Annotated in this window: 5 protein-coding genes; 4 read left to right on the forward strand and 1 reads right to left on the reverse strand. The window is 76.1% G+C overall.

Going from position 1 to position 6,296, the window contains the following annotated elements; translation table 11 throughout:
- From CCN29_RS28835 to CCN29_RS28845, 3 genes are all read left to right on the forward strand, one after another.
- Window positions 1-1,417, forward strand: a 1,417-nt coding sequence (locus tag CCN29_RS28835) for a tetratricopeptide repeat protein (protein ID WP_107481746.1), incomplete at its 5' end; no start/stop codon positions are given.
- Window positions 1,414-2,958, forward strand: a complete 1,545-nt coding sequence (locus tag CCN29_RS28840; protein WP_006131488.1) for a sulfite exporter TauE/SafE family protein — start codon at window positions 1,414-1,416, stop codon at window positions 2,956-2,958. The genes CCN29_RS28835 and CCN29_RS28840, both read left to right, overlap by 4 nt.
- A gap of 78 nt (window positions 2,959-3,036) precedes the next feature.
- A complete protein-coding gene (locus tag CCN29_RS28845; RefSeq protein WP_086685516.1) occupies window positions 3,037-4,662 on the forward strand; it encodes a serine/threonine-protein kinase in 1,626 nt (541 codons plus the stop codon).
- 10 nt (window positions 4,663-4,672) lie between these two features.
- Here the strand turns inward: CCN29_RS28845 and CCN29_RS28850 are convergent, their stop codons facing one another.
- Window positions 4,673-5,479, reverse strand: coding sequence for an SGNH/GDSL hydrolase family protein (locus tag CCN29_RS28850; RefSeq protein WP_006131490.1), 807 nt, complete (start codon window positions 5,477-5,479; stop codon window positions 4,673-4,675).
- A 239-nt stretch (window positions 5,480-5,718) separates the two neighbouring features.
- On the opposite strand from CCN29_RS28850, the gene CCN29_RS28855 reads away from it, so the two are divergent.
- Window positions 5,719-6,296, forward strand: a 578-nt coding sequence (locus CCN29_RS28855; RefSeq protein WP_442538537.1) for a DUF5925 domain-containing protein, incomplete at its 3' end; no start/stop codon positions are given.

Consider the following 6,296-nt stretch of genomic DNA (forward strand, 5'->3'; position numbering starts at 1 on the left):
CCGGCGCAGGGCGTCGACGCGGTCGCCGTCCCCCGCCGAACGCGTCGACGCCCTGCGCCGGTTCGCCGCCGCCGTGCGCCGTGGGCGGGGGCTGCACGGGGCGTCGTGCGCCGTGCTGCTGGCCGTGGCGATGACCGCCGGGGCCGTCGCCGTGGGCGGTGACGGGCGGGACGCGGCGCGGGCGGCGCCCGGGGTGTCCCGGGCGGTGGGCGCCGATGTGCTGGTCCGGGGAGACGTGAATCTGGACACGGCGATCCGGTCGTTGCAGGCCCATGTGCAGGCGCAGCCATGGGACTTCGGGGCCTGGGCCGCCCTCGGGCTCGCACAGGTCGAGCGGGCGCGCACGGACGGGGACCCCTCCCGCTACGCCCGTGCCGAACGCGCCCTCGCGCGGTCCCTCGCCCTGCGGCCCGGCAACGACCAGGCGCTCGCCGGGCAGGCCGCCCTCGCCGCGGCGCGCCACGACTTCGCCGCCGCCCTCGACCACGCCGACCGCGCCCTGGAGCGGAACCCGTACAGCGAACGCGCCCTGTGTTCCCGGATCGACGCCCTGGTGGAGCTCGGCCGGTACGAGGAGGCCGGGAGGGCGGCCACGGTCGCCGACCGCAGGCGTCCGGGCGTCCCCGTGTTCACGCGGTACGCGTACGTACGCGAGCTGCGCGGCGACGTGCCCGCCGCCCGCCGGGTGCTGCACCGCGCCCTGGACAGCGCGGCCGGGCCCGCCGACGTGGCGTACGTGGCGACCGCGCTGGGCAACCTGGAACGCGGCCAGGGCCGGTACGGCACCGCCCTGCGCCACTACGCCCGCGCGCTCGCCGCGGACGACGCCTACCTCCCCGCCCTGGAGGGACGCGCCCGCGCCCAGGCGGCGGACGGCGACCGCGCGGGCGCGATCACGACACTGGAGCAGGTCGTCGCCCGCTCCCCGCTGCCCGGCCCGCTGGTCGCCCTCGGCGAGCTGTACGAGGACCGGAACGCGCCCGACGACCGCGCGAAGGCCCGCGAGCAGTACGCCCTCGTCGACGCCTGGACGGCGCTCGCCCGGGCCGGCGGCGTCGACGTGGACCTCGACACCGCGCTCGCCGCGGCCGACCACGGGGACACCGCCGAGGCGCTCCGCGCGGCCCGCGCCGAGTGGAACCGCCGGCGGACCGTGCACACCGCGGACGCCCTCGCCTGGGCCCTGCACCGGGCGGGCCGGTCCGCCGAGGCCCTGCCGTACGCCCGCCGGGCCACGGCCACCGGCTACCGCGACGCCGCCTTCCTCCACCACCGGGGCATGATCGAGAAGGCCACCGGGCACGACCGCGCCGCCCGTGCCTCGCTCACCGCCGCCCTGGAGCTGAACCCGGGCTTCTCCCCGCTCGGCGCCCGCGCGGCGCGGGCCGCCCTGAAGGAACTGGAGGCGGCGCGTTGAACCCGCTGCGTCCCGTCGCGGCCGGCGCCGCGCTCCTCACCGCCGCCACCGCGCTCGCCCTGGTCCCGGCCACGGAGGCGAGCGCGCACCCGCTCGGCAACTTCACCGTCAACCGCTACGACGGCCTGGTGGCCGCGCCCGGCGAACTGCGTGTGCGTCATGTCGAGGACCTCGCCGAGATCCCCGCCACCCAGGCCGCACCGGACCTCGCCGAACTGGGCCACGGTGCCTGGGCCCGCCGCCGGTGCGCGTCGGCCGCCCGGGACAGCGCGGTCCGCGCCGACGGGCGCCCGGCGCCGCTCACCGTGCGGGCCGCCCGGGTCCAGGTGCGGCCCGGCCAGGCGGGTCTCGACACCCTGCGCGTGGAGTGCCGGCTGACCGCGCCCCTCCCCCAGGGCCGTACGGTCGCCGTCGGCTTCCGCGCGGCGGGCGGCGACTCGGGCCCCGGCTGGCGGGAGATCACCGCGCGGGGGGACCGTACGACGCTCGCCGCCTCGGACGTGCCGGCGGCGTCCCCCTCCGCCGGACTGACCCGCTACCCGGAAGAGCGGCTCGCGTCCCCGCCCGACACCCGGACCGCGTCCCTGCGCGTCCGCCCCGGCGGCCCGGCGCTGGCGGCGGACGGGACGGAGGAGGCGGACACGCCGGCCTCCGCGATCCTCCCCCGGGGCGCCGACCGCTGGACCCGGGCGCTCGACGACCTCGTCGCCCGACGCGACCTGACCGTCGGCCTCGCCGCGCTCGCCCTGCTGCTCGCGGTGGTCCTCGGCGCGATGCACGCGGTCGCGCCGGGCCACGGCAAGACCCTGATGGCGGCGACCGCGGCGGCCCGCGGCGGCCGGGCGCGGATGCGGGACGTGCTGCCGATGGCCGCCTCCGTCACGGTCACCCACACCCTCGGCGTGGTCGCCCTGGGCCTGCTGGTCACGGCGGGCTCCGCCACCGCGCCCGCCGTCGTCGCCTGGCTGGGCATCGCCGGCGGCGTCCTGGTCACCCTGGCCGGCGCCCAGCTCGTACGCCGCGCCCTGCGCCAGCGGGGGCACCACACGCACCCGCACCCGCACCCGCACGCCGGGCACGGGCACACCGACGGGCACGACCACGGGCACGCGCATGACCAGGGGCACGCACACGACCACCCCCACACCTCGCTGACCCACACCCACGGCGGCCGTACCCACACCCACCCCGCCGCGCCCACGCTCCGCGGCACGATCCTGCTCGGGTTCGCGGGCGGGCTGGTGCCGAGTCCGTCCGCCGTCGTGGTGCTGGTCGGCGCCGCCGCCCTGGGCCACGCCTGGTTCGGGCTGCTGCTCGTCGTCGCGTACGGCGTGGGTCTCGCGCTGACCCTCACGGCCGCCGGGTACGCGGTGGTGCGGGCGGGCGGGGGTGTGTCCCGGCTGCTGGCCCGGCGCGCACGCTGGACGCGCGCGCCGTGGGCGGCGCTGGTGCGCCGGAGCGCGCCCCTCGGTTCGGCGTGCGTGGTGCTGGTCCTGGGGGCCGGAATGGTGTTCAGGGGGGCGGCATCCGCGCTCGGCTGAGCTACTTTCATGAGGTAAGGGCGAATTCGCCCGGACGCGAATGGGGGCGCCGTGTCCGAAGAACCGGGCGGTGAGCGGATGATCGCGGGACGCTACCGGCTGCTGTCGCCGCTGGGCGAGGGCGGCATGGGCACCGTGTGGCGGGCCCGGGACGAGGTGCTGCACCGCGAGGTCGCGGTGAAGGAGGTCCGCGCTCCCGCCGGGCTGCCGGCGTCCGACGTGGAGCGGATGTACGCCCGCCTCGAGCGGGAGGCGTGGGCGGCGGCCCGCATCGCCGACCGCAACGTGGTCACGGTGTACGACGTGGCCCTGGAGGACGGGCGTCCGTGGATCGTGATGGAGCTGGTGCGCGGCCTGTCGCTGGCGGAGGTGCTGGACGCGGAGGGCCCGCTGTCGCCGCGCCGGGCCGCGGGAATCGGCGCGGAGGTGCTGGCCGCGCTGCGCGCCGCCCACGCGGCGGGGGTGCTGCACCGGGACGTGAAGCCCGCCAACGTGCTGATCGCGAACGACGGCCGGGTGGTGCTCACCGACTTCGGGATCGCCACGGTCGAGGGCAGTTCGGCCCTGACGATGACCGGGGAGGTCGTCGGCTCTCCCGAATTCCTTGCGCCGGAGCGGGCGTTGGGCCGTACCCCGGGGCCGGAGTCGGACCTGTGGTCGCTGGGCGTCCTGCTGTACGCGGCGGTCGAGGGCCACTCCCCGTTCCGGCAGGACACCCCGCTGTCCACGCTGCGGGCGATCGTGGACGAGGAGCTGCCGCCGCCCCGCCGGGCGGGTCCGCTCGCGCCGGTCGTCGAGGGGCTGCTGCGCAAGGATCCGGCCGCACGCCTGTCGGCCGAGCGGGCGTCGGAGGATCTGCGGGCCGTCGCCGCCGGGGGCGCGCCGGACGCGGACCCGGCGCGTACGGCCTCCGCGTACGCGCCCACGGTGGCCGCGCTCCCCGTGCCGCCGACCGACCCGTACCAGCCGCCCGTCACCACCGGCCAGGCGGCGGGCGGAGTGCCGACGGCCGCCACGGCGACCGCGCCGCCCCCGCGCGGCCGACGCGGCGCCGCGCTGCTGGTCGCGGGGCTCGTGCTGCTGGCGCTCGCGCTGGCCGGGCTGACGTACGCGCTGCTGGACCGGGACGACGGCGGTCCGGAGGCCGGGAACGGAGGGACGACGTCGTCGGCCGGCGGCAAGGGCGCCGGAGGGATGGCGGAGACGGAGGACGACCCGCCGCCCACCTCCTCCGCGACGGACGACGGAAGCGAGAACGGGGACGAGGGCGACGACGGGCACTCGGAGGCTTCCACTCCCCCGGCGCTCACGGTGTCGGTCGCGGTGGAGGGGACGCACACGGAGTACTCCGGCGTCTGCCCGCCCCCGCACGACGACGCGCCCGCGTTCACGGCGACGTTCACGGTGAACCGGCTGCCGGCGGAGGTGCGCTACCGCTGGGCGGCCGAGGACGGCTCGGTGGTGGACCCGGGCTGGCGCACGCTGTCGTTCCCCGCGGACGGCGGGCGGACCCGGCAGGAGACGGTGGTGGTGACGACGTACGCGAAGAGCGGGGAGCTGCACGGCCGGATCGGCGTGGAGGTGCGGGAGCCGGTGCGCACGACGTCCGAGGCCGTGCCGTTCTCGGTGGTGTGCGCGACGGAGACCCCGTCGGACGGGGCCTCCGCTTCGGCGTCCGGTGCGGACGGGGACGACGGCTACTGAGCCACGGGGGTCAGGCCGCCGCGTCGAGCACCGGGAGGTAGCCGCCCGACTGTCCGGCGGCCTTCGGGTGGTACGAGTTGCCGATGTTCAGCCAGTCCACGCTGTGCAGCCAGGAGTCGCTGGAGCAGATCTCGTGGCCGGTGAACGTGGTGCGGACGTCGCCGAACGTGAAGCCGTACGCGCGGGCGCGTGCGGCGATGGCGGTGTTGAGGTGGTCGGAGGCGTCGTTGATGGCCTTCCGCTTGGTCTCGGAGAGGCCGATGCAGCTGGTGCCGAGCCGGTAGAAGCGGGGGTAACCGAGCACCACGACATGGGCGTTGGGCGCCCGGTCCCGGATCGCCGTGTAGACGCCGTCGAGCCTGCCGGGCAGCGTCGAGTCGACGAAGGCCCGGGCGGTGGCGATGCGGGAGAGGCAGGAGCTGTCGGACTGGAGCACACAGGTCGTCATGACATCCGCGAATCCCGCGTCGTTGCCGCCGATGCTGATCGAGACGAGGGCGGTGCTCGCGGAGAGCGGGCCGAGCTGCCCGGAGAGAACATCACCCGTTCGGGCGCCCGAGCAGGCCGTGAAGGAGAAGGACGAGGGGGAGTTGGCGGCCGCCCAGAGGTACGGGTGGGCCTTCGTGCTGCGCTTGCAGTCGCCGCTGGAGGAGATGTAGCTGCCGGCGCCGACTCCGGAGGCGTAGGAGTCGCCCAGGGCCACGTACGGGCCGGGGGCCGCCTGTGTGGAGGCCTGCGCAGCGGTCGCCCCGGTGAGGGCGGCGGTGACGGCGAGGACGAGGGCGGTGAGGAAGAGGACAAGTCGGGAACGTCTCATGGAACCTCCCTTTAGCAGGATCTCTGCCTCAACCGTGGTACCAACTACGCGTGTTGAGCGGAAGTGTTCATGTCAAAGTTATTACCGTTGAGTACCGGACAAACACCTGGACGGTACGACTTTCTGACACTTCGACGGCAGCTCGACGGCAGACACCGGGACACGGGAGCGACGCGACGCGCGCGGGCGCACCCGGCAAATCGGGTGCACGGGGCGCTCGTGTGACCGATCATGGCGGCATGTCCGCGCAACCGCACGACGCCCTGCCTATCCGGCTCAACGTCGACGACAACGACTCCCCGTCCGACGTCCTCGACGCGCTGTTCCTCGGCCGCTTCGCGACGGGCGAGCAGCCCTACTCGCACGCCGTCAACATCGAACGCGTCCGGTCCGACGCGACGCTCCTGCCTGCGGACGCGCGGGTGCTGCGGCTCGCCAAGGACGACGACCGCAGCGCCACCCTGGCCGAGGGGGACGGCTGGACCCTGCTGGTCTCCCGCTGGAACCGGGGCGCCGACGTCACGGTGACCGCGACCAGCGCCGACCTGGCACAGCGGATCATGGAGGAGGCCACCGACGGCGCGGCCGACGAGCCCGAACCGCAGCCGGAGAACGTCACCATGGGGTTCTGGTACGTCTCCCCGCGGCGCGGCCCGCACCGCACCACCCGGCAGATCGCGGCCGGCACCTGGGAGGAGATCCGGCCCAACTACACCGCCCCCGTCGCGGACGCGATGGACCGTCTGATGAAGACCACCCCCGAGGACATCTCGGGCCGGCTGCTCCTGCTGCACGGCCCGCCGGGCACCGGCAAGAC

It is taken from the genome of Streptomyces pseudogriseolus, from assembly GCA_002154585.1.
Lineage (GTDB): Bacteria > Actinomycetota > Actinomycetes > Streptomycetales > Streptomycetaceae > Streptomyces > Streptomyces pseudogriseolus.

What these genes read in the sequence shown, in the direction of transcription:
- CCN29_RS28845 (WP_086685516.1), top strand. Translation starts at nt 3,037, where the DNA reads ATGATCGCGGGACGCTACCGGCTGCTGTCGCCGCTGGGCGAGGGCGGC.
- CCN29_RS28850 (WP_006131490.1), bottom strand. Translation starts at nt 5,479, where the DNA reads ATGAGACGTTCCCGACTTGTCCTCTTCCTCACCGCCCTCGTCCTCGCC.